General features: G+C 59.8%; 19 protein-coding genes and 4 tRNA genes. 14 read left to right on the forward strand and 9 right to left on the reverse strand.

The features are described 5' to 3' along the window. Positions 1-97: 97 nt before the first annotated feature. The 3 genes from NMB39_RS11045 to NMB39_RS11055 are packed head-to-tail and all read right to left on the reverse strand — an operon-like array spanning position 98 to position 5,880. Complete coding sequence (locus NMB39_RS11045; RefSeq protein WP_494339248.1) at positions 98-1,516, reverse strand: efflux transporter outer membrane subunit; 1,419 nt, start codon at positions 1,514-1,516, stop codon at positions 98-100. Further along, positions 1,500-2,669 carry an efflux RND transporter periplasmic adaptor subunit gene (locus tag NMB39_RS11050; RefSeq protein ID WP_494339247.1) on the reverse strand — a complete coding sequence of 390 codons (1,170 nt, stop codon included), beginning with the start codon at positions 2,667-2,669 and terminating at the stop codon, positions 1,500-1,502. The genes NMB39_RS11045 and NMB39_RS11050 overlap by 17 nt, the downstream gene beginning before the upstream one ends. Then, positions 2,659-5,880, reverse strand: coding sequence for an efflux RND transporter permease subunit (locus NMB39_RS11055; protein ID WP_494339246.1), 3,222 nt, complete (start codon positions 5,878-5,880; stop codon positions 2,659-2,661). The genes NMB39_RS11050 and NMB39_RS11055 overlap by 11 nt, the downstream gene beginning before the upstream one ends. A gap of 204 nt (positions 5,881-6,084) precedes the next feature. On the opposite strand from NMB39_RS11055, the gene NMB39_RS11060 reads away from it, so the two are divergent. Beyond that, the gene (locus tag NMB39_RS11060) at positions 6,085-6,495 is read left to right on the forward strand and encodes a PA0061/PA0062 family lipoprotein (protein WP_124356202.1); all 411 of its coding nucleotides are present in this window, start codon (positions 6,085-6,087) and stop codon (positions 6,493-6,495) included. Here the strand turns inward: NMB39_RS11060 and NMB39_RS11065 are convergent. Next, positions 6,492-6,653, reverse strand: a complete 162-nt coding sequence (locus NMB39_RS11065; protein WP_164484828.1) for a hypothetical protein — start codon at positions 6,651-6,653, stop codon at positions 6,492-6,494. The genes NMB39_RS11060 and NMB39_RS11065 overlap by 4 nt on opposite strands. A gap of 210 nt (positions 6,654-6,863) precedes the next feature. On the opposite strand from NMB39_RS11065, the gene NMB39_RS11070 reads away from it, so the two are divergent. Next, positions 6,864-7,526 carry a peptidase C39 family protein gene (locus NMB39_RS11070; RefSeq protein WP_057025222.1) on the forward strand — a complete coding sequence of 221 codons (663 nt, stop codon included), beginning with the start codon at positions 6,864-6,866 and terminating at the stop codon, positions 7,524-7,526. A gap of 126 nt (positions 7,527-7,652) precedes the next feature. Here the strand turns inward: NMB39_RS11070 and pbpG are convergent, their stop codons facing one another. Both pbpG and folD read right to left on the reverse strand, forming a co-directional pair. After that, complete coding sequence (gene pbpG / locus NMB39_RS11075) at positions 7,653-8,576, reverse strand: D-alanyl-D-alanine endopeptidase (protein ID WP_057025223.1); 924 nt, start codon at positions 8,574-8,576, stop codon at positions 7,653-7,655. A 206-nt stretch (positions 8,577-8,782) separates the two neighbouring features. After that, a complete protein-coding gene (gene folD / locus NMB39_RS11080; RefSeq protein ID WP_057025224.1) occupies positions 8,783-9,637 on the reverse strand; it encodes a bifunctional methylenetetrahydrofolate dehydrogenase/methenyltetrahydrofolate cyclohydrolase FolD in 855 nt (284 codons plus the stop codon). Between the two features lie 275 nt (positions 9,638-9,912). Here folD and NMB39_RS11085 point away from each other — a divergent pair. The 10 genes from NMB39_RS11085 to NMB39_RS11130 all read left to right on the forward strand — a co-directional run bounded on the left by NMB39_RS11085 (position 9,913) and on the right by NMB39_RS11130 (position 19,329). Next, a tRNA-Arg gene (locus NMB39_RS11085) sits at positions 9,913-9,989 on the forward strand. A 32-nt stretch (positions 9,990-10,021) separates the two neighbouring features. After that, positions 10,022-10,097, forward strand: a tRNA-His gene (locus NMB39_RS11090). 56 nt (positions 10,098-10,153) lie between these two features. Further along, positions 10,154-10,238: transfer RNA gene (locus NMB39_RS11095), tRNA-Leu, on the forward strand. 78 nt (positions 10,239-10,316) lie between these two features. Next, positions 10,317-10,392, forward strand: a tRNA-His gene (locus tag NMB39_RS11100). Positions 10,393-10,790: 398 nt separating this feature from the next. Next, a complete protein-coding gene (gene tig / locus NMB39_RS11105; RefSeq protein WP_034120380.1) occupies positions 10,791-12,101 on the forward strand; it encodes a trigger factor in 1,311 nt (436 codons plus the stop codon). A 91-nt stretch (positions 12,102-12,192) separates the two neighbouring features. After that, entirely contained in the window at positions 12,193-12,828 is a 636-nt protein-coding gene (gene clpP, locus NMB39_RS11110) for an ATP-dependent Clp endopeptidase proteolytic subunit ClpP (protein ID WP_057025225.1), read from the forward strand. A gap of 111 nt (positions 12,829-12,939) precedes the next feature. Beyond that, complete coding sequence (gene clpX, locus NMB39_RS11115) at positions 12,940-14,223, forward strand: ATP-dependent Clp protease ATP-binding subunit ClpX (RefSeq protein ID WP_017136464.1); 1,284 nt, start codon at positions 12,940-12,942, stop codon at positions 14,221-14,223. Positions 14,224-14,406: 183 nt separating this feature from the next. Further along, positions 14,407-16,803 carry an endopeptidase La gene (lon, locus tag NMB39_RS11120; protein ID WP_306958297.1) on the forward strand — a complete coding sequence of 799 codons (2,397 nt, stop codon included), beginning with the start codon at positions 14,407-14,409 and terminating at the stop codon, positions 16,801-16,803. 148 nt (positions 16,804-16,951) lie between these two features. Next, positions 16,952-17,224, forward strand: a complete 273-nt coding sequence (locus NMB39_RS11125) for an HU family DNA-binding protein (RefSeq protein ID WP_003174819.1) — start codon at positions 16,952-16,954, stop codon at positions 17,222-17,224. A 230-nt stretch (positions 17,225-17,454) separates the two neighbouring features. Then, positions 17,455-19,329: a SurA N-terminal domain-containing protein gene (locus tag NMB39_RS11130; RefSeq protein WP_124412597.1), complete on the forward strand. Its 1,875-nt coding sequence runs from the start codon at positions 17,455-17,457 to the stop codon at positions 19,327-19,329. Positions 19,330-19,409: 80 nt separating this feature from the next. On the opposite strand, the gene nhaA is transcribed toward NMB39_RS11130, so the two are convergent. Together nhaA and NMB39_RS11140 are read right to left on the reverse strand one after the other, a co-directional pair. Further along, positions 19,410-20,753 (reverse strand): Na+/H+ antiporter NhaA, encoded by a 1,344-nt coding sequence (gene nhaA / locus NMB39_RS11135; protein WP_494339245.1) that lies wholly within the window; start codon positions 20,751-20,753, stop codon positions 19,410-19,412. 117 nt (positions 20,754-20,870) lie between these two features. Beyond that, positions 20,871-22,052, reverse strand: coding sequence for an MFS transporter (locus NMB39_RS11140; RefSeq protein WP_494339244.1), 1,182 nt, complete (start codon positions 22,050-22,052; stop codon positions 20,871-20,873). 115 nt (positions 22,053-22,167) lie between these two features. Here NMB39_RS11140 and NMB39_RS11145 point away from each other — a divergent pair, with 115 nt between their 5' ends. Further along, the gene (locus NMB39_RS11145; RefSeq protein WP_494340599.1) at positions 22,168-23,067 is read left to right on the forward strand and encodes a LysR family transcriptional regulator; all 900 of its coding nucleotides are present in this window, start codon (positions 22,168-22,170) and stop codon (positions 23,065-23,067) included. 89 nt (positions 23,068-23,156) lie between these two features. After that, positions 23,157-23,978 carry a DUF2242 domain-containing protein gene (locus tag NMB39_RS11150; RefSeq protein ID WP_494339243.1) on the forward strand — a complete coding sequence of 274 codons (822 nt, stop codon included), beginning with the start codon at positions 23,157-23,159 and terminating at the stop codon, positions 23,976-23,978. A gap of 1 nt (position 23,979) precedes the next feature. On the opposite strand, the gene aceE is transcribed toward NMB39_RS11150, so the two are convergent. Continuing rightward, positions 23,980-26,640: a pyruvate dehydrogenase (acetyl-transferring), homodimeric type gene (gene aceE / locus NMB39_RS11155; protein WP_494339242.1), complete on the reverse strand. Its 2,661-nt coding sequence runs from the start codon at positions 26,638-26,640 to the stop codon at positions 23,980-23,982. Positions 26,641-26,691: the final 51 nt, after the last annotated feature.

A 26,691-nucleotide genomic window follows, 5' to 3' on the forward strand; every position in this document is an offset into this window, starting at 1 on the left:
TGGCGCAGGTCCCTTGTGGGAGGGGGCTTGCTCCCGATAGCGGTGTTTCAATCACAGCATCATTGACTGACTCACCGCCATCAGGAACAGAATGATGTCAGGCCCCAGGCTGCCAGCCGCCGCCGAGTGCGGTCACAAGTCCCACACTCGCCTGCAACTGCCGCGTCTGCACTGCCTGCAATGTCCGCTGCGCCTGCAACGCCGCTGTCTGGGCGGTGACCACATCCAGGTAACTCACGGCCCCGGCCTGATAGCTGTTCATCGCCAGGGCTTGGGTATGCCGTGCCGCATCCGCCGCCGCTTGTTCATCCTGCGCTTGCTGCTGCAAATCCCTTAGCTGGCCCAGGTTATCTTCGACCTCTCTCACGGCTTTCAACACCTGACTACGGTACTGCGCCGATGCCTCTTCAAACTCGGCCCTGGCTTGGCGTTCGTTGGCACTCAACCGCCCGCCATCAAAGATTGGCAGATTCACCAGCGGCCCCAGCGCCCAATAGCGATTGCCTGCAGACAGCACGTTACCCACGCCTTGGGTTTGCCCGCCAATCAACCCAGTCAGGCTGAAATCCGGATACCACGCGGCCTTGGCCACGCCGATATTCGCGTTGGCCGCAAACACCCGTCGTTCCGCCGCGGCGATGTCCGGGCGGCGTTGCAGCAGGTGGCTCGGCAACTGCGACGGAACCCCTGGCAACGCAAGCAACTGGGGGCTGGGCGGCAATGAAAAATCGCTGGCCGCCAACCCCACCAATTCACCAATGGCATGCTCGGTCAGGTTGCGTTGCCCACGCACTTCATCGCGTTCGGCCTTGGCTTGCGCCAGTTGGTTTTGTGCGCGGGTCAGGTCCAGCTCCGAAGCAATCTGGCCTTCATAACGGTTGCGGGTCAGCTGTAGCGCCTGGCGGAAGTCCTCCAGTGAGCTGTCGAGTATCCGGCCCTGTGCATCCAACCCATTGAGCTGCACATACAAGCTCGCCAATTGATGTTGAAGGCTCAATCGCGCCACCGCCAGGTCATCCGCGGACGCTTGCGCCTGGGCATCTCCGGCAGCCACCTGGTTGCGGATTTTGCCCCACAGGTCGAGGTCATAGCTCAGGGAAAAGCCGGCGGTGTTGCTGTTGTACACCGACGGCTGCGTGCTCCCCCGCAACGGTCGCGAATCCGATTGTCGCTGGCGCAGCGGTTGTGCACTGGCGGTGATTTGCGGGAACAGGCCGGCATGCAACTGGCTGGCATACGCTTGGGACGCGTCGAAATGCGCCAGCGCTGCCGCCAGGTCGGGGTTGGCCTGGAGCAGGCGCTGTTGCAGGTTATCCAGGGTTGGGTCGTTGTAGAGCTTCCACCATTCGGGCGCCAATTGGTCGGAAGGTTGTGCGCTGTGCCACGGGCCGTCGCTGGTCTGTTCGCGGTAATGAGTCGGCAGGTCCACCCTTGGCATTGTGTAGGTGGGCGCCATCGAGCACCCCTGCAATGCCAGCAGCATCAGTGCGGCGAGGGGTTTAAGCCTTGGGCGCATGGGCACCTCCGGAGGCGTCAGCCAGTTGCACCGGGTCGCCTTCGCGCAGGGCGTCAGGCGGGTTGTCGATGATGCGGTCGGCGGGCTTCAGGCCTTGGTCGATCACCAGGCGTTCGCCCAGGTCGAGGCCGATATGAATGGCTTGCAAGTGCACATGATTGTGCTTGTCCAGCACCGCAACCTGGGTGCCCTGGGCGCGGAAGATCAAGGCGCTGGCCGGGATGCTCACGCCATGGGTATCGGCCGGGATCGGCAGGGTGGCTTCGGCGTAATCGCCGGGCAGCAGTTCGCCGTTGGGGTTGTCGGCGACGAACTGGGCAAGCAGGGTGCCGGAGCGGCGGTCGATGGCGGTGGAGTCACCGATCAGGCGCGCCTTGAAGTGCTCGCCAGGGTGTTCGGGCACGGTCAGCTCGGCTTCCAGGCCAGGATGGATCACCGCTGCATAGTTCTGCGGCACCGGCACATACAGGCGCAACTGGTGAGTGTCGGCAATGTTGAACAGCTCAGGGTCGCTGTCGGTATCGGCCTTGATCAACTGGCCGATATCGGTGTTGCGCGCAGTAATGGTGCCGGCGAATGGCGCCCGAATGGTCTTGTAGCTTTCCAGCGCCGACAGTCGCGCATAGTCGGCAGCGGCGGCCTGGGCGTTGGCCTTGGCCGCCGCGGCGTTGGAGGTTTTTTCATCGGCCTCCTGGCGCGATACCGAGTGGCTGGCCAGCAGGTTTTGCCAACGGGTCGCGCTGGTGGCGGCCAGGCGCGCATTCGCTTGTTGTTGGATCAGCCGCGCATGGGCCTGGGCCAGTTGTTGATCAAGGTCGGGGCTGTCGATTTCGGCGAGGATCTGCCCGGCCTGGACCTGGCTGCCGATGTCGACTTTCCAGTCCTTCAAGTAACCGCTGACCCGCGCATGGATCGGCGCCTTGCTCCAGGCCTCGAGGTGCGCGGGCAGGCGCAGGGTATCGCCGGCGGCGTTCTGCTTGGGTTGAAACACCATCACTTGGGGGATGGCGGCGGCCTCGGTCCAGGCGGTGACCGATTGTGCGTGCAGCGTGCGGGCGTGCAGGCCGCTGGCGACCAACAGGGCGGCCAACGTCAGGCCGCCGGCACCCATGAGCATCAGACGCTTGCGCGAGGGTTTTTGATCAGACGACATGTGCGGTTTCTCCAGCTGCAGCGCGAGTAGGGTGACGACCGTGGACCAGGCTGAAGACCACGGGAACAAACAACAGGGTGGCGAGGGTGGCGAAAATCAGGCCGCCGATCACCGCACGGCCGAGCGGGGCGTTTTGCTCCTCGGAAATCGCCAGGGGCAGCATGCCGATGATCATCGCCAGAGCGGTCATGCACACCGGGCGGAAGCGTGTGTAGCCCGCCTCAAGCGCAGCCTTCAATGCATCGCCATGTTCGGCCAGGCGTTCACGGCAGAAGCTCACCACCAGGATCGAGTTGGCGGTAGCCACGCCCATGCACAAGATGGCTCCGGTAAGGGCCGGCACCGACAAAGAGGTGCCACTGAGGAACAGCATCCACACGATGCCCGCCAGTGCAGCCGGCAAGGCCGTGATGATCACAAAGGGGTCGGCCCAGGATTGGAAATTGACCACGATCAGCAGATAGATCAGCACCACCGCGCCGAGCAAACCGAAACTCAAGCCACTGAACGCCTCATGCAGCGCATCGATCTGCCCATGCAGGCTGATCGTCGCGCCCTTGGGGCGCATGGCGGCGGTGTCATCCAGGACTTTTTGCACGTCGCGGGCGACGCCGCCGAGGTCGCGGCCTTGTACGTTGGCATACAGGTCCAGGGTCGGTTCGATGTTGTAGTGGGTGACCACCGCCGGGCTTTGCACACGGGAAATGGTGGCCACGCCGCCAAGGATCTGCGACTGGCCATCGGCGCCGGTCACCGGCAGCGCTTCCAGGGACGGCAAGCTGTCGAGGCGGTATTGCGGGGTGGCAGCGACAATGGAATAGGACACGCCATTGGCCGGGTTAAGCCAGAAGGTCGGTGCGGTTTGCGAGCTGCCTGCGAGGGAGGCGACCATGCTGTTGGTGACGTCGCGCTCGGTGATGCCCAGGCCATTGGCGCGCATGCGGTCGACATTCACCTGCAATGAGGGATAGCCAGTGGACTGCTGGATACGCAGGTCGGCGATGCCCGGCACATGTTGCAGGCGCCGCTCCAGTTCCACTGCGTAGGCGCGGTTTTCTTCATCGCTGCGCCCGGAGATTTTTACATCCAGCGGGGCCGGCGCGCCGAAGTTGAGGATCTGGCTGCTGATGTCGGCCGGCAGGAAGGCGAAGTGGCTGCCGGGGAAACTCTGCGGCAGGGCTTCACGCAGTTTTTTCACGTAGTCGGCAGTGGGCGCATGGTCTTTTTTCAGGGTGACCTGGATGTCGCCATCTTGCGGGCCAATGGTGCCGCTGCTGCTGTAGGCCATGTCGATGCCGCTGAGCGGGATGCCGATATTGTCGACGATGGTGTCCAGTTCTTCGGCGGGGATCACTTCACGGATCCGCGCTTCGATGCGGTCGAAGGCCGCGGCGCTTTCCTCGATGCGCGTGCCCAGCGGCAAACGCACGTGCAGCGCCAGGGCTCCTGCATCGGTGGCTGGGAAAAATTCCTGGCCCAGGCTTGGCAGTAGCAGGAATGACGCGAGTACACAGGCCAGAAAACCCACGATAAAGCGCTTGCGATGACCCAGGGCCAACGTCAGCAAGCCATAGTAGGTGTCGCGGATATTCGAGAAGTGGCGCTCGAAACCTTGCTGGAAATTCAACACGGCTTGCAGCGCGGCATTGCGCGGCTGCTTGTGCTGCTCACCTTCATGGTGGCTGATGAACGCATCTTCAGGATGATGCCCAACACCTGGCTCCGGTGTGTGCGGCTTGAGCAGAAACATCGCCAGTGTCGGCACCAGGGTGCGCGAGAGGATGAACGAACTGGCCATGGCGAAGATCACCGCCAGGGCCATCGGCCGGAACAGATAACCGGCGATGCCTTGCAGCAAGAACATCGGCACGAACACGATGCAGATGCACAGCAGCGAGACGAACGCAGGGCCGACGATTTGTGCGGCACCGTCGAGGATCGCAGCCTTCACCGCCTTGCCTTGTTCCAGGTGCCAGTTGATGTTTTCGATGGTCACTGTGGCGTCGTCCACCAGGATCCCCACCGCCAACGCCAGCCCGCCGAGGGTCATCACGTTGAGGGTTTGCCCGCTGACCGCCAGCAGCGCAATGGCCGACAGTACCGCCAGGGGAATCGACGCGGCAATGATCAGGGTCGAGCGCCAGCTGCCGAGGAACAGCAGAATCATCGCGCTGGTCAGCAACGCGGCGATGATGCCTTCCTGGGCCACACTGCCCACCGATTGCTTGACGAACACCGAAGCGTCACCCAGCAGTGAGGTTTTCAGTGAAGGCGGCAGGGTTTCGTTGATGCGCGGCAGCATCTGGCGGATGCCGTCGATGATCGACAGGGTGGAGATGCTGCCGTTTTTCAGCGCCGGCATCAGTACGGCGCGATGACCGTCGACGCGCACGATGTTGGTCTGTGGTGGCGAGCCGTCGCGCACGTGGGCCACTTGGCCGATGGTGATCAGCGCACCATCGACGGTCTTGATCGGCAGGTCGTTGAGCTCATCGATCGCCTTGGGGCTGTTGTTGAGCAAAATCGTGTATTCGTTGGGGCCGAGCTTGGCGGTGCCCACCGGGATGATCTGGTTCTGCAACGCCAGGGCATTGCCCACGTCCTGGGCCGATAAGCCTTTGGCGGCCAGGGCCTGCGGGTCAAGGTCGAGGGTGATCTGCCGTTGCTTGCCGCCCATCGGCGTGGGCATGGCCAGGCCGGGCAGGGCGCTCAGGGGCAGGCGGATATTGTTCTGTACCAGGTCGCGGATCCTGGCTTCGGACAGACTGGGGCTGGAGAACGCCATTTGCAGGATCGGCACCGTGGAGGCGCTGTAGTTGAGGATCAGCGGCGGGGTAATGCCCGGTGGCATCTGCTTGAGCACGGTTTGTGACACCGCCGTGACCTGGGCGTTGGCGGTGCGGATATCGACGCCGGGCTGGAAGAAGATCTTGACGATGCCCATGCCGGGCAGCGATTGCGATTCGATATGTTCGATGTCGTTGACGGTGGTACTCAAGGAGCGTTCGTAGGTGTAGATCACCCGCCCGGCCATGGCGTCCGGGGACAGGCCGTTGTATTGCCAGACCACGGCGACCACCGGGATACCGATATCGGGGAACACGTCAGTAGGCGTGCGCAGGGCAGCCATGGGCCCGATGATGCAGATGAATATGGCCAACACGATGAACGTGTACGGCTTTTGCAGTGCGGTCTTTACCAGCCCGAGCATGCGTGAATCTCCGAGAAAAGCAGGGTTGCAAACCCCGGCAGTCTTGCCCGACCCACCTAACACGCACCTTTCAGCCAGGTGAAGGAAGATTTAGTTAACGGCTGAAGATCGTTTCATATGTATTCATTTGTTCTACAAAGGCGGGCTGATCAAGCTTGTCAGCCATCGGATACCCCCTTTTTTTGATGCCTTTGGAGCCCTGCCATGTCACTTAAACCACTGTTGTTGATTCCCGCACTTGGCGTTGTATTGTTGCTCTCGGCCTGCGCCGGTCCAATCCCCAAGGCTGACCCCAGCGAAGCCTGGATCGGCTTGAAGGAAGAAGCGCCGAATGACCTGATGGCCGAACGGGTCGACGGCAAGCGCGTGGATGATGGCCGCTATTTTGAAGTGACCCCGGGGGACCATCGCCTGGATGTAACGTTATTTGAAGAGGAGCCAGGCGACGACAACCAGCAGGATTGCCAGGGCCGGATCGAGTACAAGCATTTCAAGGCAGGTGAACACTACACCCTGGTGGAGTCGAGCCTGGGCACCACAGTGCGTGCAACCCTAGAGGATGGGCACGGCAAGGAAATCGCGGCGACCCAGGACTTCAATTGCATGCCGGGTTAGGCGTGATGCGCCGTCGCCTTGGAAGGCTTGGCGGGGGCTGCGGGTTTAACCTGGGGGTGATGATGCCGGCGGGTCACGCGCATTACGCCCCACAGCATGGCGGCGGCGACCGCCAGCCAACCACAGATCAACAGGAAAATCGTCGTAGCAAGGCTCATTCGGGCCTCCTTTCGCCCCTTGGGGCACACACAGTCTTCTCAATGGACAGTCTAGCTACACGGCGGTTGCGTGCTATTGACCAATGGTCGAGTCTGTCCAACTTCTTTGCTCTATCAGCAAGGCTTTACTAGCTCAGTGGGCTATACCCACGTCGCAGAGCGCCCTATGATCGGGGCCTTCACCGGCAGTTGATCAAGAGAGTCAAAAAATTGTGTACACGGTCGAACATTAGAACCTCACTGCTGCTGGCCGTTACCCTGGGGCTCGTGGCCTGTTCCAGCCAGCCCTCGAAACTGCCTGGCCTGCCAGAGCGCGTCGAACTCAACGGCGTGCCGACCTTCCGCAGCGAGGCTTATCAGAGCGGTCCTACGGCATTGGCCAGCATGCTGTCGCAACAAGGCATTGTCATGACACCCGGGCTTTTGGATAAACCGCTGCGTCTTCCTGGCGCTGAGGCGGGTCTTGAACGCAACATGCAGGTATTGGCCCGTGAATACGGGCTGATGGTCTACCCGCTGGATGCCAAGCTGCCTGCGCTGCTTGCCCAGGTGGCGGCAGGTTACCCGGTAATGGCGCGAATCAACTCCAGCTTCTGGTCCGGGGCGCGCTATGTCGTGGTGGTGGGGTTCAACCAGCAGAAGAGTACGGTGTTGCTGCGTTCCGGGAACGAGCGCCGATTGACCATGGGGTTCAGTGACTTCGAGTCGGCGTGGAAGAGTGCGGGGCACTGGGCCATCCTGACTCAGCGGCCGAGCCAGTTGCCGGCGAATGTGGATGCGCAGCGCTGGCGTGATGCGGCGAATGCAACGGCCCAGGCGGGGCAGGAGCAAGCGGCAGCGCAGGCGCTCAAGGTCCTGGCAGAGCGCAAGTAAAAATGTGGGAGGGGGCTTGCTCCCGATAGCGGTCTATCAGGATAAGTTTTATAGCCTGGCACACTGCTATCGGGAGCAAGCCCCCTCCCACATTTGGTTTGCGGTGCTTCAGTAATGCTGGTGAGGTTAGCGGCGAACCTCTACCGCATTCCCCCGGTTCTTCAGATTCTTGTCAGCCTTGTAGCGCAACGCTACGTCCGGCACCGCGCCGCCTTTGCCGGTCTCGACCCAGCTGCGAATGCGGCTGGCGTCGGCAAAATGGGTGAACTTGCCAAAGGCATCCAGGATCACCAGCGAAACCGGGCGGTTGCCCATGCTGGTCACCAGCACCAGGCAATGCCCGGCCTGGTTGGTAAAGCCGGTCTTGGTCAGCTTGATGTCCCAGTTGGCGCGGTTGATCAGGTGGTCGGTATTGGAAAAGCCCAAGGTGTAATTGGGTTTGCGGAACGCCACAGTTTTTTCCTTGGTGGTGCTCAGTTGGCTCAGCATTGGAAATTTGCGCGCATAAGCCAGTAGCTTGCTCAGGTCGCGGGCGGTCGACACGTTATGAATCGACAGGCCAGTGGGCTCGACATAGTGGGTGCTGGTCATGCCCAGGGCCTTGGCCTTGGCGTTCATTGCCGCGATGAAGGCCGCGTAGCCACCCGGATAGTGGTGGGCCAGGCTTGCCGCAGCGCGGTTTTCCGAGGACATCAGCGCGATCAGCAGCATCTCCTTGCGTGGCATCTGGCTGCCGATCTTTACCCGCGAGAACACGCCTTTCATCTCTGGCGTGTCAGTGATGTTGATGTCGATGTACTCGTCCATGTTCTGCTTGGCTTCGAGGACGATCAGGCCGGTCATCAGCTTGCTTACCGAAGCGATGGGTACCACCACGTCGGGGTTGCTGGAATAAATGACTTTATTGGTCTGCAAGTCGACCAGCATGGCGCTGCCGGAGGCAATTTGCAGCTTGGAGGCGTCACGCGGGGCCAGGGTGGATTCGGCGGCGTGGGCGAAGGTGCCTGTGAAAGCGAAAAACAGGCTGACAATAGAGAGACGAATTTTCACGCGGATGAACTCGCTAAAAAGTAAGAAATACCGTCTGGGAACGGGTTTTATGATAAATGGCGTTACATTTTAGGAGTATGGATGAAGAACTGTCGAATGTTCTTCTAGAACCAGACGAAAGTGCTTAAAAACTAACAAAAAACAGTTTTTTCGCGGGCAATAAAAAGCCCCGCGATAAGGCAGGGCTTCTTCATTACGCCTGGTTATTAACCGTGCAGGCTTTCCGCAGCGTACAGGGTATTTTCCAGCAGGCAGGCCCGGGTCATCGGGCCGACACCGCCGGGTACCGGCGTAATCCAGCCGGCGCGGGGCAGGGCGGTTTCATACACCACGTCGCCAACCAACTTGCCGTCGTCCTGGCGGTTGATGCCCACGTCGATGACGATGGCGCCTTCCTTGATCCATTCACCTTTGACCAGCCCTGGCTTGCCGGCGGCCACTACCACCAGATCGGCACGGCCGACATGACCGGCCAGATCCTTGGTGAAACGGTGGGTAACAGTCACAGTGCAACCGGCCAGCAGCAGCTCCATGGCCATCGGGCGACCGACGATATTGGATGCGCCGACGATAACGGCATCGAGGCCGTACAGGTCGACTCCGGTGCTTTCCAGCAGGGTCATGATGCCTTTGGGTGTGCAGGGGCGCAGCAGCGGGATGCGCTGGGCCAGTCGGCCTACGTTATAAGGGTGAAAACCGTCGACGTCTTTGTCCGGGCGGATACGCTCCAGCAGCTTGGAGGCGTCCAGATGCTCGGGTAATGGCAGTTGGAGCAGGATGCCATCGATCGCCGGGTCTTCGTTGAGGCCGTCGATCAGGTCGGTAAGGGCCTGCTGGGTGGTCTCGGAAGGCAAGTCATAGGCCTTGGATATAAAGCCGACCTCTTCACAGTCTTTACGCTTGTGCGAGACATAAACCTGAGAGGCAGGATCGCTGCCGACCAGGATCACCGCGAGGCCCGGCGTGCGCAAGCCTTGCTGGCTGCGCTCGGTGACTCGTTTGGCGATCTGCTGGCGCAGGCTGGCGGCGATTGATTTGCCGTCGATAAGTTGTGCAGTCATTACGCGTGATTAACCATCGAGAGGGGGAAGAAAAGTGCGCGCATTCTCGCACGCCAAGGCGCGAGGGCAAAGGCGCTTGGTCTGCAAATTGCCCTAACCCCTTAAATAAAATCAGTTTTTTTCAAAAAAGATTTGACGGGTTTCCGGGGCATCTATACTATTCGTCGCACTTGTCGGGCACAGCCTAGCACTGGTTAAGAAGGTCGAGCAGAATAGTTGTCCTGCAAGGCTGGAAGCACTTAGTTTGTAATCCTCCAAGAGTACAGATTAATAAGGCGCCCGTAGCTCAGCTGGATAGAGCATCCGCCTTCTAAGCGGATGGTCGCAGGTTCGAGTCCTGCCGGGTGCGCCATTAGGCAGCTTTGGCACAAGTAGCGCTATATGGTGGGCGTAGCTCAGTTGGTAGAGCACGGGATTGTGACTCCCGTTGTCGAGGGTTCGATCCCCTTCGTCCACCCCATATTTTGAAAGGCGCCAGATTAATCATCTGGCGCCTTTGCTTTAAGAGCTTCAAGCGCGGATGTGGTGGAATTGGTAGACACACTGGATTTAGGTTCCAGCGCCGCGAGGCGTAAGAGTTCGAGTCTCTTCATCCGCACCAATTAAGCTTTACTTGGCTGTCAGGCCAGTAGGGCTCGACAAAGAAGAAGTGGTTTGGTTTCTTTGTTAACGCAATATGGTGGGCGTAGCTCAGTTGGTAGAGCACGGGATTGTGACTCCCGTTGTCGAGGGTTCGATCCCCTTCGTCCACCCCATATTCGAAAGGCGCCAGATTTAACAGTCTGGCGCCTTTTTTGGTTTCAGGGGTTTGAATATTCGGCGGTTGCAGATACTGGGCCGCATCGGCAGGGCATTTCATCGTATTTGTGTATCTCGATGATGCGCGCTGCTTGCCCGCTCTGTTCGCAGGACGGGTCGTCAGGGAGATGAACGGCTTCGCCTTCTATATATAAAGAGGCGGCGCAGGGCCCTGGCGCAATTGGCTGTATTTGTCACCGGGGCGAGGTACATCAGTGCCTTCGTACCGATAAATTGCCGGCGGTTTTCCGGTGTATTTTCAGTAGGGTGACTTCTTGAGTTTGACCCACTAGAATGCATGCCCTTGATTGGGGTCGGAAATGGCCGGCTAACGTCTGTGCAACGAGGAATATCCATGCAAGTTTCTGTTGAAAATACTACTGCTCTCGAGCGCCGCCTGAGCATCACCGTGCCGGCAGAGCGTATCGAGACTGCGGTCAACAAGCGTCTGCAGCAGACTGCCCAGAAGGCCAAGATCGCTGGTTTCCGTCCAGGCAAAGTGCCGATGAGCGAAATCAAGCGTCGTTTTGGTGCCGATGCGCGCCAGGAAGCTGTAGGTGACGTGATCCAGGCTTCCTTCTACGAAGCCGTTGTCGAGCAGAAGCTGAACCCGGCTGGCTCGCCTTCGATCGAGCCCAAGTCCCTGGAAGCGGGCAAGGACCTGGAATACGTTGCCGTATTCGAAGTGTTCCCAGAGTTCGAAGTGGCCGGTTTCGACGGTATCGCCATCGAGCGCCTGAGCGCCGAAGTGGCTGATTCGGACCTGGACAACATGCTGGAAATCCTGCGCAAGCAGAACACCCGTTTTGAAGTGGCCGACCGCGCTGCCCAGAACGAGGACCAGCTGAACATCGATTTCGTTGGCAAGGTTGACGGCGAAGTCTTCGCTGGCGGCTCCGCCAAGGGCACCCAGCTGGTACTGGGTTCCAACCGCATGATCCCGGGTTTCGAGGACGGCCTGGTTGGCGCCAAGGCCGGCGAAGAGCGCGTGCTGAACCTGACTTTCCCTGCTGACTACCAGAACCTGGACCTGGCCGGCAAAGCCGCCGAGTTCACCGTGACCGTCAACAGCGTTTCCGAGCCTAAGCTGCCAGAACTGAACGAAGAATTCTTCGCTCAGTTCGGTATCAAGGAAACCGGCATCGAAGGCTTCCGCACCGAAGTTCGCAAGAACATGGAGCGTGAGCTGCGCCAGGCGATCAAATCCAAGGTCAAGAACCAGGTCATGGACGGTCTGCTGGCCGCCAACCCGATCGAAGTGCCTAAGGCCCTGTTGTCCAACGAAGTGGATCGCCTGCGCGTACAAGCTGTGCAGCAGTTTGGTGGCAACATCAAGCCTGACCAACTGCCGGCCGAGCTGTTCGAAGAGCAAGCCAAGCGCCGCGTTGTGCTGGGCCTGATCGTGGCTGAAGTGGTCAAGCAGTTTGATCTCAAGCCAGACGAAGACCGTGTTCGCGAAATGATCCAGGAAATGGCTTCGGCCTACCAGGAGCCTGAGCAGGTTGTGGCGTGGTACTACAAGAATGACCAGCAGCTGAACGAGGTACGTTCGGTTGTGCTGGAAGAACAAGTTGTGGATACTGTTCTGCAGAAGGCTAAGGTGACCGATAAAGCGGTCTCTTACGAAGAAGCAGTCAAACCGGCGGAAGCAGCACAAGCCGACTGATTGTCCAACTCGTTGGAAATTCAACCATAAGCCAGCCTCGCGCTGGCTTATGCGTTTTCAAGACATGACTATTTGGGAGTAACTGCAGAGCATGTTCCGTAATTCCTATATTCAGCAGAACTCTGATATCCAGGCCGCAGGCGGCCTGGTCCCGATGGTTGTCGAGCAGTCCGCTCGTGGCGAACGCGCCTACGACATCTACTCGCGCCTGCTCAAGGAGCGAGTGATCTTTCTGGTGGGCCCGGTAGAGGACTACATGGCCAACCTGATCTGTGCGCAACTGCTGTTCCTTGAAGCGGAAAACCCGGACAAGGACATCCATCTCTACATCAACTCGCCGGGTGGTTCGGTGACCGCGGGCATGTCGATCTACGACACCATGCAGTTCATCAAGCCAAACGTATCGACCACCTGTATCGGCCAGGCCTGCAGCATGGGCGCGTTCCTGCTGACCGCAGGTGCCGAGGGCAAGCGTTACTGCCTGCCGAACTCGCGTGTGATGATTCACCAGCCACTGGGCGGTTTCCAGGGCCAGGCGTCGGATATCGAAATCCATGCCAAGGAAATCCTCTTCATCCGCGAGCGTCTCAACACGCTGATGGCCAAGCACAGCGGGCGCACCCTGGAAGAAATCGAGCGCGATACCAACCGTGACAATTTCATGAGCGCTGAAGCCGCGAAAGAATACGGGTTGATCGACGCAGTGATCGACAAGCGCCCCGCTTAATTAAGCCGCTCAAAATAGGGCTGGTCGGCATGTCCGACCACTGGCGGGCTTGAAAAAGCCCGCATAAGCCTTCATCTTGTGTTGCAAGCCTATCGGATTTGGATCGAACGAATGACTGACACCCGCAACGGCGAGGACAACGGCAAGCTGCTCTATTGCTCCTTCTGTGGCAAAAGCCAGCATGAAGTACGCAAATTGATTGCCGGCCCCTCGGTGTTTATCTGCGACGAATGCGTCGACCTGTGCAATGACATCATCCGCGAGGAGGTGCAGGAAGCCCAGGCCGAGAGCAGCGCGCATAAATTACCTTCGCCGAAAGAAATCAGCGGCATCCTTGACCAGTATGTGATTGGTCAAGAGCGTGCAAAGAAGGTTCTGGCCGTAGCGGTGTACAACCACTACAAGCGCCTGAACCAGCGTGACAAGAAAGGCGACGAAGTCGAACTCGGCAAGAGCAACATCTTGCTGATCGGTCCTACAGGCTCGGGTAAAACCCTGCTTGCAGAAACCCTCGCTCGCCTGTTGAACGTTCCGTTCACCATTGCCGACGCCACCACCCTCACCGAGGCTGGCTACGTGGGTGAAGATGTCGAGAACATCATTCAGAAACTGCTGCAGAAGTGTGACTACGACGTAGAAAAGGCCCAGATGGGTATTGTCTATATCGACGAAATCGACAAGATTTCGCGCAAGTCCGATAACCCGTCGATTACCCGGGATGTTTCCGGTGAAGGCGTGCAGCAGGCCCTGTTGAAACTGATCGAAGGCACGGTTGCTTCCGTACCGCCCCAGGGTGGCCGCAAGCACCCGCAGCAGGAATTCCTTCAGGTTGACACGCGTAACATCCTGTTCATCTGTGGCGGTGCGTTCTCTGGCCTGGAGAAGGTTATCCAGCAGCGCTCCACCCGTGGCGGCATTGGTTTCGGCGCGGAAGTGCGCAGCAAGGAAGAAGGCAAGAAGGTGGGCGAGTCCCTGCGTGAAGTCGAACCTGACGATCTGGTCAAGTTCGGTCTGATCCCGGAATTCGTTGGCCGTCTGCCGGTCCTGGCCACGTTGGACGAGCTGGATGAGGCTGCTCTGATTCAGATCCTCACCGAGCCGAAAAACGCATTGACCAAGCAATACGCCAAGCTGTTCGAGATGGAAGGTGTAGACCTCGAGTTCCGTACCGACGCACTCAAATCGGTGGCCAAACGGGCACTGGAGCGCAAGACCGGTGCACGTGGCCTGCGTTCGATTCTCGAAGGCGTGCTGCTCGACACCATGTACGAAATCCCCTCGCAGTCCGAGGTGAGTAAAGTGGTGATCGACGAAAGCGTTATAGAAGGCAAGTCCAAGCCACTGTATATCTACGAAAACAGTGAGCCGGCTGCCAAGGCTGCGCCAGACGCGTAAGCGTCCAGCGGTACAAGCAAGGGGCCTTCAGGGGCCCCTTGTTTTTTTGGGGTGGTTTCTCAAGGCAGTGGTTAAATTCGCGGTTATTCATGCGTTTAACTGCTGGCATTGAGCTTGTTTTTTTTGCATCGAACCCCCATCTTGGTTTCAAGCTTACTTTTCAACTGTCATAGAGGCGAAATCATGAAGACAACCATCGAATTGCCTCTCCTGCCGTTGCGTGATGTCGTCGTCTATCCGCACATGGTTATCCCGCTGTTCGTGGGGCGCGAGAAGTCTATCGAAGCCCTCGAGGCCGCGATGACGGGCGACAAGCAAATCCTGCTGTTGGCCCAGAAGAATCCAGCTGATGATGATCCAGGCGAAGACGCCCTGTATCGCGTCGGCACCGTTGCGACTGTATTGCAATTGCTCAAGTTGCCCGATGGTACCGTCAAGGTACTGGTAGAAGGCGAGCAGCGCGGCGCGGTAGAGCGTTTCATGGAGGTGGACGGCCACCTGCGCGCCGAAGTGGCGCTGATTGAAGAAGTCGAGGCCCCGGAGCGTGAGTCCGAGGTATTTGTACGCAGCCTGCTCTCGCAGTTCGAGCAGTATGTGCAGTTGGGCAAGAAAGTCCCGGCTGAAGTCCTGTCTTCCCTCAACAGCATTGATGAGCCAAGCCGTCTGGTCGACACCATGGCGGCGCACATGGCGCTGAAAATCGAGCAGAAGCAAGACATCCTCGAAATCATCGACCTGCCGGCACGTGTCGAACATGTGCTGGCGCTGCTCGATGGCGAAATCGACCTGTTGCAGGTCGAGAAGCGCATCCGCGGCCGCGTGAAGAAACAAATGGAGCGCAGCCAGCGCGAGTACTACCTGAATGAGCAGATGAAGGCCATTCAGAAAGAGCTCGGTGACGGTGAGGAAGGCCACAACGAAATCGAAGAGCTGAAAAAGCGTATCGACGCCGCTGGCCTGCCGAAAGACGCCTTGACCAAGGCCACCGCTGAGCTGAACAAGCTCAAGCAGATGTCGCCGATGTCGGCCGAAGCCACCGTGGTGCGCTCCTATATCGATTGGCTGGTACAGGTGCCGTGGAAGGCCCAGACCAAGGTGCGCCTGGACCTGGCCCGTGCCGAAGAGATCCTAGATGCCGACCACTACGGCCTTGAAGAGGTCAAGGAACGCATCCTCGAGTACCTCGCCGTACAAAAGCGCGTGAAGAAAATCCGCGGCCCGGTGTTGTGCCTGGTCGGCCCTCCAGGTGTAGGTAAAACCTCCCTGGCGGAGTCGATTGCCAGCGCCACCAACCGCAAGTTTGTGCGCATGGCCCTGGGCGGCGTGCGTGACGAGGCGGAAATCCGTGGTCATCGCCGTACCTACATCGGTTCGATGCCAGGAAGATTGATTCAAAAGATGACAAAAGTGGGTGTGCGCAACCCGCTGTTCCTGCTCGATGAAATCGACAAAATGGGCAGCGACATGCGTGGCGATCCTGCGTCGGCGCTGCTTGAAGTCCTCGATCCAGAGCAGAATCACAATTTCAACGACCATTACCTGGAAGTCGACTACGACCTGTCCGACGTAATGTTCCTGTGCACCTCCAACTCCATGAACATTCCGCCAGCGTTGCTGGACCGGATGGAGGTGATTCGTCTGCCGGGCTACACCGAAGACGAGAAGATCAACATCGCGGTCAAATACCTCGCGCCCAAGCAGATTTCAGCCAACGGCCTGAAGAAGGGCGAGATCGAATTTGACGTCGAGGCGATCCGCGACATCGTGCGTTACTACACCCGCGAGGCCGGCGTGCGGGGCCTCGAACGCCAGATCGCGAAGATCTGCCGCAAGGCGGTCAAGGAACACGCCCTGGAAAAACGCTTCTCCGTGAAGGTGGTGGCTGACTCCCTGGAACACTTCCTGGGTGTGAAGAAATTCCGCTACGGCTTGGCCGAGCAGCAGGATCAGGTGGGGCAGGTGACTGGCCTGGCGTGGACCCAGGTGGGTGGCGAATTGCTGACCATCGAAGCCGCGGTAATTCCGGGCAAAGGCCAATTGATCAAGACCGGCTCCCTGGGTGATGTGATGGTCGAATCCATTACGGCCGCGCAGACCGTGGTGCGCAGCCGCGCCCGCAGCCTGGGCATCCCCCTGGACTTCCACGAGAAGCACGACACCCATATCCACATGCCGGAAGGGGCGACCCCGAAGGACGGCCCCAGCGCTGGCGTAGGCATGTGCACGGCCCTGGTGTCGGCATTGACCGGGATTCCTGTGCGCGCCGATGTGGCAATGACCGGGGAAATTACCCTGCGTGGCCAAGTATTGGCTATCGGTGGTCTGAAAGAGAAATTGCTTGCTGCACACCGGGGTGGAATCAAGACGGTGATCATTCCTGAAGAGAATGTTCGCGATTTGAAGGAAATTCCTGACAACATCAAGCAGGATCTTCAGATTAAACCGGTTAAATGGATTGACGAGGTCCTGCAAATTGCGCTGCAATACGCGCCGGAGCCCTTGCCGGATGTGGCTCCGGAGATAGTCGCGAAGGACGAAAAACGCGAGTCCGATTCCAAGGAAAGAATTAGCACGCATTAATGTGTTAAAGCCTGGGGGCTTCCTTGACAGCTTTTTAGAGCCCTTGTTATAAAGCGGCTCTTAAGTGTCTGTAGGCCATTCAGCACTGGTTTTTGCTTTTACCAAAAAACTTAGAATCATACTCAATAGATATATAAGGGGACTTAGAGTGAACAAGTCGGAACTGATTGATGCTATCGCCGCATCCGCTGATATCCCGAAAGCTGCTGCTGGCCGTGCGCTGGACGCAGTAATCGAATCCGTCACTGGCGCTCTGAAGGCCGGCGACTCCGTGGTACTGGTAGGCTTCGGTACTTTCTCTGTGACCGATCGCCCAGCTCGCACTGGCCGTAACCCACAGACCGGTAAAGCACTGCAAATCGCTGCTGCCAAGAAACCAGGTTTCAAAGCCGGTAAAGCCCTGAAAGAAGCAGTTAACTAAGCTTCGTTCTTGCCTTACCTACCCGGGTTAGACGCAGGTCTGGCCTGGCAGCGGAGCGGCAGCTGACCCACATATCCATTGGGTCGCCATGCCGGGGGTGTGGGTTCTAACCCCCGTCCGCTCCGCCAGTTACGAGAAGGCGCATCCTCGGATGCGCCTTTCTTCTATCCGGACTCTACCCACGCTCCACGGTTGCCTAAATTTGAAGTTCAACCGTTTCTGGGGGACGCATGCTGCAAAATATCAGGGACAATTCACAAGGCTGGATTGCCAAGACCATTATCGGGATCATCGTCGCATTGATGGCGTTCACCGGTATCGAGGCTATTTTCCAGGCTTCGGGTAACAACAAGCAGGACGTGGCCAAGGTCAACGGTGAGGAAATCACCCAGACCGAATTGAGCCAGGCCGTCGACATGCAACGGCGCCAGCTGATGCAACAGCTGGGCAAGGATTTCGACGCTTCCCTGCTGGACGAAAAACTGCTGCGCGACGCGGCCCTCAAGGGCCTGATCGATCGCAAGCTGCTGCTGCAAGGCGCTGCTGATTCCAAGTTCGGCTTCTCGGAAGCGGCACTGGACCAGGTGATCCTGCAGACGCCGGAATTCCAGGTGGACGGCAAGTTCAGCGCCGAACGCTTTGACCAGGTGATCCGTCAGCTGGGCTACAGCCGTATGCAATTCCGTCAGATGCTGACCCAGGAAATGCTGATCGGCCAGGTTCGCGCAGGTATCGCCGGCAGCGGTTTCGTGACCGACGCCGAGGTGCTGGCATTCGCCCGTCTGGAAAAGCAGACCCGCGATTTCGCCACCGTCAATATCAAGGCTGACCCTGCGGCGGTGAAACTCACCGATGACGAGGTCAAGGCTTACTACGACCAGCACGCCAAGGAGTTCATGACACCGGACCAGGTGGTCATCGACTATCTGGAGCTGAAGAAGTCGTCGTTCTTCGACCAGGTCACCGTCAAGGACGATGAATTGCAGGCTGCCTACGAGAAGGAAACCGCCAACCTCGCTGAACAGCGTCGTGCCGCGCACATCCTGATTGAAGTCAACGACAAGGTCACCGAGGCGCAAGCCAAGGCCAAGATCGAAGAGATCCAGGCGCGCCTGGCCAAGGGTGAGAAGTTCGAAGCCCTGGCCAAGGAGTTCTCCCAGGATCCAGGTTCGGCCAACAATGGCGGCGACCTGGGCTTTGCCGGTCCGGGCGTCTACGATCCGGACTTCGAAACCGCCTTGTACGGCTTGAAGCAAGACCAGGTATCGGCGCCGGTGCGCAGTGCCTTCGGTTGGCACTTGATCAAGTTGCTGGGAGTTGAAGCACCTGAGGTGCCATCGTTCGCCAGCCTGAAAGACAAGCTGACCCGCGAGCTCAAGACCCAGCAGGTAGAACAGCGGTTTGTCGAAGCGACCAAGCAATTGGAAGATGCGGCATTTGAAGCGTCCGACCTGGCCCAGCCGGCATCTGACCTGAAACTGACCGTCCATACCTCCGCGCCGTTTGGCCGCGAAGGTGGCGAAGGCGTCGCGGCCAACCGTGCCGTGGTCACCGCCGCGTTCAGCCCGGAAGTGCTGGATGAAGGTGCCAACAGCAGCGCCATCGAACTGGACCCGGAAACCATCATCGTGCTGCGTGCCAAGGAGCATCTCAAGCCGGCCCAACTGCCGCTCGAGAAGGTCGAGGCCGCCATTCGCACACAGATGACCAAGGAGCGCGCGAGCGCTGCTGCCAAGGCCCATGCCGACGAGTTGATCGCCAGCCTGCGCGATGGCAAGACCGCGTTGGACCAGCCGATTGACGGCCAAGCCTGGAAGGTCACCGAAGCGGCGACCCGTGGTCAGGAATCCATCGACCCGGCCGTGCTGCAAGCCCTGTTCCGCATGCCCAAGCCTGCGGCCAAGGACAAGCCGACCTTCGCCACCGTGACCCTGCGCGATGGCAGCCTGGTGATCGTGCGCTTGAACGGTGTCAACGAAGCGGCAGCGCCTACGGACGAAGAAAAGGCGCAATACCGTCGCTTCCTCGCTTCCCGTATCGGCCAGCAGGACTTCGCGGCGTACCGCAAGCAGCTGGAAACCCAGGCAGACATCAAGAAGTATTGATGCCGGCCTGAATAAAAAGACCCCGTCCTGAAAAGGCCGGGGTTTTTTTTTGCCCTCGATAAAGCGCTGCTGAATTCGCCTTAAGTAGGCTTGCCGGCAAACTTGAGCTTGCCCCAGGTCAGGCCGATCACCGCCGCCAGGGTTGAAGCGGCCAATACACTCAGTTTGGCAGCCGACAGCAGGGCCGGGTCGGAGAAGGCCAGGGAAGAGATAAAGATCGACATGGTGAAACCGATCCCCGCCAACAGGCCTACCAGGCCCACCCCGGTCCAGGTCACACCATCGGGCAGCTTGCAGATATTGAGCTTGACCAGGGCCAGGCTCGCCAGCATCACGCCCAACGGCTTGCCGAGCACCAGGGCGAAGATGACACCCATGAACACACCGTGGGCCAGCGAGTCATCCAGGTTGAAACCGTCCAGGCTCACTCCGGCATTGGCCAGCGCGAACAGCGGCATCACGCCGAATGCTACCCATGGGTGCAGTGCCGATTGCACCCGTTGTACCGGCGTTAATATTTCCCGTTGGGCTTCGCGCAGTTGCTTGAGGGGCTGGGCAACCTGCTGTGCGCCTTGCGCCGGTTGCGAGAAGCGTTCCATCAGTTCGTTGAACGTGCGTTCGATGGTCTCCAGCGGACGTTCAGTGGTGGGCTTGGAATTGACCGGCGTCATCAAGCCAAGGATGACCCCGGCGAGGGTAGGGTGCACGCCGGTCTTGAGCAGGCCAAACCAGACAATCGCGCCTGGCAGCAGATAGATCGCGGCCTTGCCGATGCCCATGCGCTGAAACACCAGCACCAGGGCCAGCCCGCCTGCAGCAATCACCAAACCCATGTAGTCGAGGCTGGCGGTGAAGAAGATCGCGATGATCAGGATCGCCACGATGTCATCGATGATCGCCAGGGCCAGCAGCAGAATACGCACGCCACTGGGAATCGATTTGCCCAGCAACGCCAGCACGCCCACGGCAAAGGCGATGTCGGTCGCGGTGGGCACGGCCCAGCCACTCGCGGCGGCAGTGCCGTGGTTGAGCAGGGTGTAGATGAGCGCTGGCATCAGCACGCCGCCCAACGCCGCGCCCAGCGGCAGCGTGGCGAGCTTGAGGTTGGCGAGGGCACCGTCCTTGATTTCCTGGCGGATCTCGGCACCGACCACCAGGAAGAAGATGGTCATCAGCCCATCATTGACCAGAAAGTGCAGGGAGCGTGAGACGCTGTAGTCGCCCAGCCCCAGGGTGATGGGCGTGTTCCAGAAGTGCTCGTAGGTCGCCGCGGCGGGGCTGTTGGCCCAGATCAGCGCCGCAATGGCCGCCAGCAGCAGGACGATACCGCTGACGGCTTCGATACGGGAAAAGCGCTCAAGGGCAGACAGCGCGCCCTCAGCCAGACGTTGAGGGCGAGGGATCGCAGGGTGTTTATCAGGCACGACAAATCTCCATTGGCGGCCCGACCAATGCTTGGCTTTTAACCTGCGCCGTACTTTATGCAGCGACGCACCCAGGGGGATGATAGGAAGCTGATGAATAAGTTGTAAACAAACTTGTCATGGTGCGTGCTTTGTCTTACCCAGGATTGCGCCCACCGCCAGGGCCATCAGGCCTAAAACTGCCCATGGGAATACCTCGACACCGAAGCTTTGCAGCAACAAACCACCTGCCAATCCTCCCCCGGCAATGCCCAGGTTCCACACTGTGACCAGCATTGATTGCGCGGCATCGGCCGAGTGGCCCGCCGCCCTGGCCAGGGCGGTCTGCAACAGGGCCGCGAGGCCACCGAACGCCAGGCCCCACAACGCCACGCTGATGTAGAGGCTGATTGGCGAGCTGATCCAGAGGCCAAGCAGCAAGGCGGCCACGGCGAACATCGCACAACTGATGAGGGTCAGTAGCCGTAGATGCCGGTCAATCCAGATGCCTACCAGCCAGATGCTCAACAAGGCCATCAAGCCGAACACGAGCAATACCCTGTCGATGTCGCCGCCAATCCCGGCCGGCACCAGGAGCGGCGCGATGTAGGTGTAGAGGATGTTGTGGGCCAACACGTAGGTAAGGGTCACCCACAGCACCGGACGTATGCCCGGTAAGGTCAGTACCTTATGCAAGCCCAGGCGCTTGCTTGCCGGTTCACCGGCGAAGTCCGGCAGTTGCCAGCGCGCCCATACCAGCAGTAACAGGGTCAGGCCGGTCATGATGGCGAAACTGGTGCGCCAACCCACCAGCGTACCCAGCAACGTGCCGGCAGGTACGCCGAGGGACAAGGCCAGCGGCGCGCCCAGCATGGCCACGGCAATCGCCCGGCCCTGCAGGTGCGGCGCAACCATGCGGCTGGCGTAACCCGCCAGCAGTGCCCACAGCAGCCCAGCGAACACACCCGCGAAAAAGCGTGCGATCAAGGTCAGGCCGTAGTGGCTGGAAAACGCGGTAACACTGTTGACCAAGGCAAAGCCGCCAATGGCAATCAATAGCAGGGGACGTCTGCGCCAGCCCCGGGTCAGCAGCGTCAGGGGGATGGCCGCAAGTAACGAGCCGAGGGCGTAGAGCGTCACCAACTGCCCGACCAGGGCCTGGGACACGCCCAGCCCTGCACTCATTTGCGGCAGCAATCCGGCGGGCATCGCTTCGGTAAGAATGGTGATAAAGCCAGCCGAGGCCAGGTCCAGCAAGCCTGCCAGGGGTAGGGCCTCATGCTGGGGGGCAGTACCGGCCAATAAAGGGCTGTCGTTCATGGGGTTCTCCTTGAAGGGGCAAGGAGACAGGGTAGGGGGCTGCGGCGTGCGGAAAAACAGGCTAAGGTTCCGAACTTATCGGACGTTGTTGTCCTTAATCAGCCAAGGCATCACCATGGACAACCTCGGCAGTCTCTCGGTATTCGTACAGGTCGCGGACACATGCAGCTTTACCGCGGCGGGTCGGATATTGGGTGTGTCATCTTCGGCGGTAGGCAAAAGTATCGCGCGGATGGAAGAGCGCCTGGGCGTCAGGCTGTTTCATCGCAGCACCCGCAGTATCACCCTGACCAGTGAGGGCGCGCTGTTCCTGGAGCGCTCGCGACGCATCCTGGCGGAAGTGGAGGCGGCCGAACAGGAATTGACCCAGGCCAGCGCCACGCCTCGGGGTAAGTTGCGTATCAGCGTGCCCCAGGTGCGTGGTTTGTTGATGCCGGTGATCAGCGACTTTATGCGTGCCTACCCGGAAATCGAGTTGGACGTGGATTTTTCCGACCGCATGGTGGACGTGATCGAAGAGGGCTTCGATGCGGTGATTCGCACCGGCAAACCGGAAGATTCGCGGTTGATGGCGCGCCATCTGGGGCACTACCAATTGGTTCTCGTCGGCACACCCGGCTACTTTGAGCAGCACGGCATTCCAAGTCAGCCGCAACACCTGGATCACCACGCCTGCCTGCGGCATAAATTCTGCGCCACCGGCAAGCTGGAGCCCTGGCCCCTGCGTCAGGTTCCGGGCTCAACGGAGCCGAGCCTGCGCACGCCATTGGTCAGTACCACCATCGAGTCGCTCTATCATGTGGTGCAGGAAGGTCTCGGTATTGCATGCCTGCCGGACTACATGGTCAACCAGGCGGTAAGCAAGGGGCAATTACAGCGAGTGCTGGACGAGCATCTCGAGCACCGCGGCAGTTTCTGGTTGTTGTGGCCGGCCAGTCGCCATGCCTCGGCCAAACTGCGGGTATTCATCGACCATATGTGTGCCGGGCTTTTTCCTACCGACGCGGTTCCCTGAGCCGGTGACGTTTTACCGACAGGAATGCGCGCCTCCAAGGCTCGTTCTGTTGCACAATACCGTCCGGACCGTTTTCCTCAGGATTTTCAATGTCGACATCATTTCACTTGCGCAGCCTCGGGTTGGCGCTGGTGCTGGCGGGCGCAGCGGGTTGCTCGTCACCCAAGACCGCTATCTATGAACACGAGAATTTCGATGACTCCGGTACGTTTTCCCGTGACTACCCGGTCAGCGACGTGGCCGCCTGTGAAGCGGCGCGCCGTGCGTTGCTGAGCCAGGGTTACATCATCACCAGCAGCGATCCGAAACTGGTGGCCGGCAACAAGAGTTTCCAGCAGACCGGCGAGACCCACCTGCAGATCAGCTTCAATGTGGTGTGTGCCGCAGATGGCAAGGGCAGCCATCACTCGACGATGTTTGCCAATGCCTTGCAGGATCGCTATGCGTTGAAGAAGGTCAACAACTCCGCCAGCCTGGGCGTGGGTGTACTGGGTTCGGTGTCGATGCCGATTGGCTCCACCGATGACTCGATGGTGAAGGTGGCGAGTGAGACCGTCTCGGCGCCGAAGTTCTACGAACGGTACTTCGCCCTGGTGGATGTGTTCCTGCCCCAGGAGGTGAAGCAGGCCGAGCATATTCCCGAAAAGCCCAAGGCTGACCTGGGCATGCCCGAACCCAAGGCCGCTCCGGTAGCCGAGAAGGTCGAGGCGCCGCAGGACACACCGCAGCCTGCCGCCGCGCAACCTCTTGCGCCGCCACCTGAGGCCGCGCCGATCGCGCCGATCCCAGAGCCGGCGCCGGAACCTGCGCCGGCTCCGACACCGGTAACCGAGCCTGCGCCGGCGCCGAGCAACCCCAGCCTGCCGGCACCGACAGAGGCGATTCCGCCCCTGCCAGCGCCTGCGCAGTGACTCAGACGGCTACGGGATCCACCTTGTCGACGTTGATCCCGTAGCGGCTGATGGCCAGGGCGATTTTGTCCCGGCCAATCACACCGTCATCCGCCAGTGCTTTCAAGGACGCCAGAACAATGAAGTGGCGGTCGACCTCGAAAAACTCGCGCAATGTTTCGCGGGTATCCGACTGCCCGAACCCGTCGGTGCCCAGTGCGACGAAACGGCGACCGTGCACGAAAGGGCGAATCTGGTCGGCGAATAACTTCATGTAGTCGGTCGCTACCACCACTGCTCCGGTTTTTCCGGCGAGGCAGCTTTCGACATAGCTCTGGCGCGGCTCGCTTTGCGGGTGCAGCAGGTTCCAGCGCTCGGCGGCGTGTCCGTCACGGCGCAGCTCGGTCAGGCTGGTGACGCTCCAGACATCGCTGTGCACGGCGAAATCCTTGGCGAGCAGCTCGGCTGCGGCGATCACTTCGCGCAAGATCGAGCCGCTGCCCATCAGCTGCACCTGCGCTTGCGGGTGGGTGCTCAGCGGATACATGCCCTTGAGGATTCCTTCTTCAACGCCGTCGGGCATCGCTGGGTGCGGGTAATTTTCGTTGAGCAGGGTGATGTAGTAATAGATGTCCTCTTGCTCGACATACATGCGCCGCATGCCCTCGCGAATAATCACCGCCAGCTCGTAGGCAAACGTTGGGTCATAGGCCACGCAGCACGGAATCACCGACGCCAGGATATGACTGTGCCCGTCGTCGTGCTGCAAGCCTTCGCCCATCAGCGTGGTGCGCCCGGCCGTGGCACCCAGCAGGAAGCCGCGCGCACGTGCATCACCCGCGGCCCAGGCCAGGTCGCCAACGCGCTGGAAGCCGAACATCGAATAGAAAATGTAGAACGGCACAGTCATCAGGCCATGATTGCTGTAGGACGTACTCGCCGCGATCCACGAAGAAATGGCGCCGGATTCATTCAGCCCTTCCTGCATGATCTGTCCATCCTTGCTCTCCTTGTAGTAGCTCAATTGCCCAGCGTCCTGTGGGGTATAGAGCTGCCCGACGGCGGAGTGGATGCCGATCTGGCGAAACAGGCTTTCCATGCCGAAGGTACGCGACTCATCCGGCACGATGGGCACGATCAGCTTGCCCAGGTGCGGGTCCTTGAGCAGGGTGCCGAGGATGCGCACAAAGGCCATGGTGGTGGAGATGGCGCGTTCGCCGGTGTCTTTGAGTTGGGTGGCAAACGCGCTCAGTTCGGGGATCTGCAGGGGGGCGGCAGCCGTGTGGCGCGCCGGTACATAGCCGCCCAGGGCTTGGCGTCTTGCGGCGAAGTAGCGAGCTTCTTCGCTGTCGGCGGCGGGTTTGAGGTAAGGGATTTCGTCGAGCCGGTCATCGGCGACTTCCAGGCCGAAGCGGTCGCGAAAGGCTTTTACCGCCTCGGCGCCCATCTTCTTCAGCTGATGGTTGATGTTCTGGCCTTCGCCGGCTTCACCCATGCCAAAACCCTTCACGGTCTTGGCCAGAATCACCGTGGGCTGGCCCTTGTGGCGCACGGCGGCGGCGTAGGCGTTGTAGACCTTGTCCGGGTCATGCCCGCCCCGTGAGAGTTTCCAGATATCGTCGTCGGACATGTCCGCAACCAGCGCCAGCAACTCCGGGTATTTGCCAAAGAAGTGTTCACGCACATAAGCGCCATTCTGGGATTTGTAGTTCTGATAGTCGCCGTCCACGCACTCCATCATGCGTTGGCGCAGCAGGCCGCTTTGGTCCTTTTCCAGCAGTGCGTCCCAACCGCCGCCCCAGATCACCTTGATCACATTCCAACCGGCGGCGCGATACAGGCTCTCGAACTCTTGAATCACCTTGGCATTGCCGCGCACCGGGCCGTCCAAGCGTTGCAGGTTGCAGTTGACCACGAAGATCAGGTTGTCGAGTTTTTCGCGGCCTGCCAGGGAGATGGCGGCCAGGGATTCCGGCTGGTCCATTTCGCCATCGCCGAGGAATGCCCAGACCTTGCGGCCCTGGTGTTGCTTGAGGGCGCGAAACTCCAGGTAACGCATGAACCGCGCCTGGTAGGCGGCGGTAATCGGCCCAAGGCCCATGGACACGGTGGGAAATTGCCAGAAATCGGGCATCAGCCGTGGGTGAGGGTAGGAAGACAGTCCCTCGCCGCCGGCCTCGCGGCGGAAGTTGTCGAGCTGGGCTTCGCTGATGCGGCCTTCCAGGTAGGCGCGGCCGTAGATGCCTGGGGAGGAGTGGCCCTGGATGTACACCAGGTCGCCGTCGAACGTGTCGGTTCGGCCACGGAAAAAATGATCGAAGCCGACGTCATACAACACCGCCGCTGATGCATAGGTGGCGATATGCCCACCCACACCTGAGTGTTTGCCTGCGCGCAAGACCATGGCCATGGCGTTCCAGCGGATAAACGCATTGGTGCGACGCTCGATATCCAGGTTGCCGGGGTAGGGCAGTTGGCGTTCGACCGGGATGCTGTTGACGTAGGGAGTGGTGACCCGCCCGTAGAAGTCGCCATGGCGCGCAACGTCGAAATCCAGCAACTGATCGATCAGGTAATGGGCGCGGGGGCGGCCTTCGGTGGATAGCACCGATTCGATGGACTCCAGCCATTCGCGGGTTTCCTGTGGATCATCGTCGAGTCTTGCTGTGTTATTCGAGGTCATGTGAGGCTCCAGGGTAGGCAGATTCAAGCGGTGAGCTCCTTGTGGGAGTGA

The sequence above is a fragment of the Pseudomonas sp. FBCC-B545 genome (assembly GCF_059134095.1).